General features: G+C 65.7%; 3 protein-coding genes and 1 pseudogene. All 4 read left to right on the top strand.

The genetic code is table 11. From position 1 onward, the window contains the following. On the top strand, nt 1-2,779 hold a 2,779-nt coding region (locus tag BBIA_RS13070; RefSeq protein WP_035138569.1), incomplete at its 5' end, for an Rne/Rng family ribonuclease. A 210-nt stretch (nt 2,780-2,989) separates the two neighbouring features. Beyond that, on the top strand, nt 2,990-3,298 hold the full coding sequence (gene rplU, locus BBIA_RS13075) for a 50S ribosomal protein L21 (RefSeq protein WP_033493458.1): 309 nt from the start codon (nt 2,990-2,992) through the stop codon (nt 3,296-3,298). A gap of 42 nt (nt 3,299-3,340) precedes the next feature. Beyond that, nucleotides 3,341-3,592: a 50S ribosomal protein L27 gene (gene rpmA, locus BBIA_RS13080; protein WP_033493460.1), complete on the top strand. Its 252-nt coding sequence runs from the start codon at nt 3,341-3,343 to the stop codon at nt 3,590-3,592. A 267-nt stretch (nt 3,593-3,859) separates the two neighbouring features. Further along, nucleotides 3,860-4,174 (top strand): annotated as a pseudogene (gene obgE, locus BBIA_RS13085) (GTPase ObgE); the annotation flags it as partial.

Here is a 4,174-nt window from a genome sequence, read left to right on the forward strand (position 1 = left end):
CGTCGAACTGACGGTGCAGGAGCATGCCGCGCCGCTGTTCGAGGAGCCGCGCGTCGCCGATCTTGTCGTGTCCCCGGATGCGGATGCGGTGTCCGCGTCGGCCCGGTCAGCGCGCGCCGCGTCCGTGCATGGCTCGGCCCGCCGTTCCGCTGTCGATTTCGTGGATGCTGCGCAGCATGATCGTGACGCGCGCGATGACCGCCGCGACGACCGTCAGGATGACGCTTCGGCCTCCCGTCGCGTCCGTTCCCACCGCCGTTCGTCCGCCGCGTTCGACGACGGCTCGTTCGACGATGCGCCGCGCCGTTCTCGCCGCCGCGTATCCCGTGACGCGGACGATGCCGGCGACGAGCGTGCGCTGGACGCTGTCGAGTCACTGCCGGGCTTGGACGACGGCGAAGCCCGTGATGATCGCGACGCACGTCCCGCCCGTTCCGGCCGCGTGCGTTCCGCCTCGTCGCGCGGCGCGAAGCCGATGACGTCGCTGCTGTTCCAGGAACCGGTGCTGCCCGAACTGCCGCCGGCCGGCCACGACCACGACGATGCCGACGATGCGGAATCCGCCGCGCCGCGTCGTTCCCGTCGCGCGGACGCGCAGGATCGCGCCGATCGCACGGACCGTGACCATGCCGATCATGCCGATCGCGACGATCATGCCGCCCAGTCGGAGGAATCCGGCCGCACGTCGCGTCGCTCGCGCCGCCGTCGCGGAGCCGCGTTGGACGTGACGTCCGATGAGCCGCGCGCCGTCGCCGTCGACGAATCTGCCGATCGTGCCGCAGCACCGTCGTCCGACGATGCGGATGCCGCGGAATCGGGCCGTTCCCGCCGTTCCCGCCGTCTGAACGCGCAGGAGCGCCGTGCCGCGGCCGAAGTCGAGCAGATCGAGGAGGACCTCGAGTTCGACGACATCACGTACGCGCCGATCACCGAGGAGGACCTGTCCGAGGGGCCGACTCGTTCCCGCCGCCGTCGCCGTCGTGGCGGGCGCGACACCGAACGCGAGACGGCCGACATCGAATCAGTCGTCGAACAGGCCGTCTCCGCGGATGCGGACGAGACGGAATCCCTGTCTCGTCGCCGACGTGAGGACAGCGAGGACGAGGACGCGGGCGTGACCCGTCGCCGTCGCCGTCGCCGTTCCAAGTCGGGCGACGATGGCGAGGATCTCGTGCCGCGCCGCTCGCGCAAGCAGCAGTACATCGACGAGATCACCGACATTGAGGGCTCCACGCGACTCGAGGCGAAGAAGCAGCGCCGCCGCGACAACCGCCGCGAACGCTCCCGCCAGTCGCAGCTCATGGAGCAGGATTTCCTCGCGCGCCGCGAGAACGTCGAGCGGCTCATGGTCGTGCGCGAGCGCGGCCGCCACACGCAGATCTCGGTGATCGAGGACAACGTGCTCGTCGAGCATTACGTGTCCGACATCCAGGAGGTTGCGACCGTCGGCAACGTGTATCTTGGCCGCGTGCAGAACGTGCTGCCGAGCATGGAGGCCGCGTTCGTGGACATCGGTCAGGCGCGCAACGGCGTGCTGTACGCGGGCGAGGTCAATTGGGACGCGGCGCGTCTCGACGGCCAGCCGCGGCGCATCGAGCTGGCGTTCAAGTCGGGTGACCCGGTGCTCGTGCAGGTCACCAAGGATCCGATCGGTCACAAAGGCGCGCGTCTGACCTCGCAGGTCACGCTCGCCGGCCGCTTCCTGGTGCTCGTGCCGTCCGGCGGCATGACCGGCGTGAGCCGCAAGCTGTCCGACCGCGAACGTTCGCGTCTGAAGAACATCGTGTCGAAGATCGCGCCGAAGGATATGGGCGTGATCATCCGCACGGCCGCCGAGGGCGCGTCCGAGGAGGCGATCGTCAAGGATCTCGAAAGCCTCGTCCGCCAGTGGGAGCGCATCAACGCCAAGCGTGAGGAGTTCCTGCACGGCCGCCGGCCCAAGCTGCTGCAGGGCGAGCCGGATGTGGCGATCCGCGTCGTGCGTGACATCTTCAACGACGATTTCAAGCAGATGATCGTCGAGGGAGATAAGGTGTACGAGCGCATCGAGGAGTATCTCGAGACGATGGCCCCGGACCTGCGCGACAAGCTCGTCAAGTGGGATCCGGCCGAACACGGCGGCAAGGACGTGTTCGACAAGTGGCAGATCGACTCGCAGCTACGCAAGGGCATGGAACGTCAGGTCTACCTGCCGAGCGGTGGCTCGATCGTCATCGACCGCACCGAGGCCATGACCACGATCGACGTGAACACCGGCCGGTTCATCGGCAAGGGCAAGTCGCTCGAGGAGACCGTGACCCGATGCAACCTCGAGGCGGCCGAGGAGATCGCGCGCCAGCTGCGACTGCGCGACATCGGCGGCATGGTGATGATCGACTTCGTCGACATGGTCATGCCCGCCAACCGTGACCTCGTGCTTCGCCGTCTCATCGAATGCCTGGCGCGCGATCGCACCAAGCATCAGGTGGCGGAGGTCACGTCGCTGGGTCTCGTGCAGATGACGCGCAAGCGCATCGGCCAGGGCCTGGTGGAGGCGTTCTCCGAGGAGTGCCCGACCTGCAAGGGCCGCGGCTTCATCCTGCACGACGAGCCGACCGTGAACGCGGATTATGATGATCCGTATGCGCTCAAGGGCGGCGATCCGTTCATCCGCACGAACAAGCACGGCCGTGGCACGGACGTGCAGGTGCCGCAGGGCTCCTCGGCGGATGTGAAGGCCAAGCTCGCGCAGATCGCGGCGGCTGCGGTTGCCGCGAATAATGCGGAGAGCGAGGAGTAACGGAAAACGCGCCGCGACGGACGGGATTTCCCGCCGGGATTCGTCTGTCCGTCGTGGCATGTGGCAGGTCGGCGCGACACGCGCCGATTTGACACGCCGAATTCAACTTGCGTTAGTACACGGGTCGGTGTAAGTTAGACAGTCGGTGTCTGACCAGCGGCTTGCGTGCGTCAGGCAAGTAGCTTTATAACACCATAGTTAGGACTAAGCATGTACGCGATTGTGAAGGCCGGTGGCCATCAGGAAAAGGTTGAGGTCGGCGACGTCATCCTCGTCAACCGTCTCGACGCCAAGAAGGGCGATGCCGTGGAGTTCCCGGTTGCCCTCGTTGTCGACGGCGCCAAGGTTGTGCTGGGCGCCAAGGATCTCGCTGCGATCTCCGTCAAGGGCGAGGTCGTTGATGATGAGGCCAAGGGCCCCAAGATCAACATCATGAAGTACAAGAACAAGACCGGCGTGGCCCGTCGCAAGGGTCATCGTCAGAAGCTGACCGCCGTCAAGATCACGGCGATCGCCTGAGCGGAAACGACCAGGCTTAGCTAGGACCGAAAGGAACAGATCATGGCACATAAGAAGGGCGCTTCCAGCTCGCGTAACGGTCGCGATTCTAATGCGCAGTACCTCGGCGTCAAGAAGTTCGGCGGCGAAGCCGTCGTGGCCGGCAACATCATCATCCGCCAGCGTGGCACCAAGTTCCACCCGGGCGAGAACGTCGGCATGGGCAAGGATCACACCCTGTTCGCCCTCGCCGACGGCAGTGTGAAGTTCGGCGTTCGCCGCGACCGCAAGGTCGTCGATGTGATCGCCGCCTGAGACACGCACCATCAAGCGTAAGAAAAGCCGCGCCCCCACGGACGCGGCTTTTTCTATATCCCCTCCCTTCCCGCACGATCCACAAAACACGCATCCCGCCACGTAGTCCGGTTTCTGTGTCCATTGACGCGTAGCTGTATGGCGGGGCATGCGTTGCTCGACCGTATGACTTGGCTGAGCGGCCCGGAGCGTGTCGAGCAATGTATGCCCCGCCATACAGCGTCAGAGGGCATGCGATAAGACCAAAGAGAACGATAAGGTACATACATGAGTGATTTTGTGGATCGTGTGACCGTCCATGTCAAGGGCGGCGACGGCGGCAACGGTTCCGCCGGCATCCGACGCGAAAAGTACAAGCCGCTCGCCGGCCCGAACGGCGGCAATGGCGGCGACGGCGGCTCTGTCATCTTCGAGGCGACGCGCAACGCGAACAGCCTGCTGGACTACCGTTTCATGCCGCACCGTGTGGCCGGCAACGGCACGATGGGCCTCGGCGACACCAAGGACGGCTCCAAGGGCGACGACCTGATCCTGCCCGTGCCGGTCGGCACGGTGATTTTCGAGGCGAAGGGTGCGGTCGGC

Source organism: Bifidobacterium biavatii DSM 23969 (genome assembly GCF_000741165.1).
Classification (GTDB): Bacteria; Actinomycetota; Actinomycetes; order Actinomycetales; family Bifidobacteriaceae; genus Bifidobacterium; species Bifidobacterium biavatii.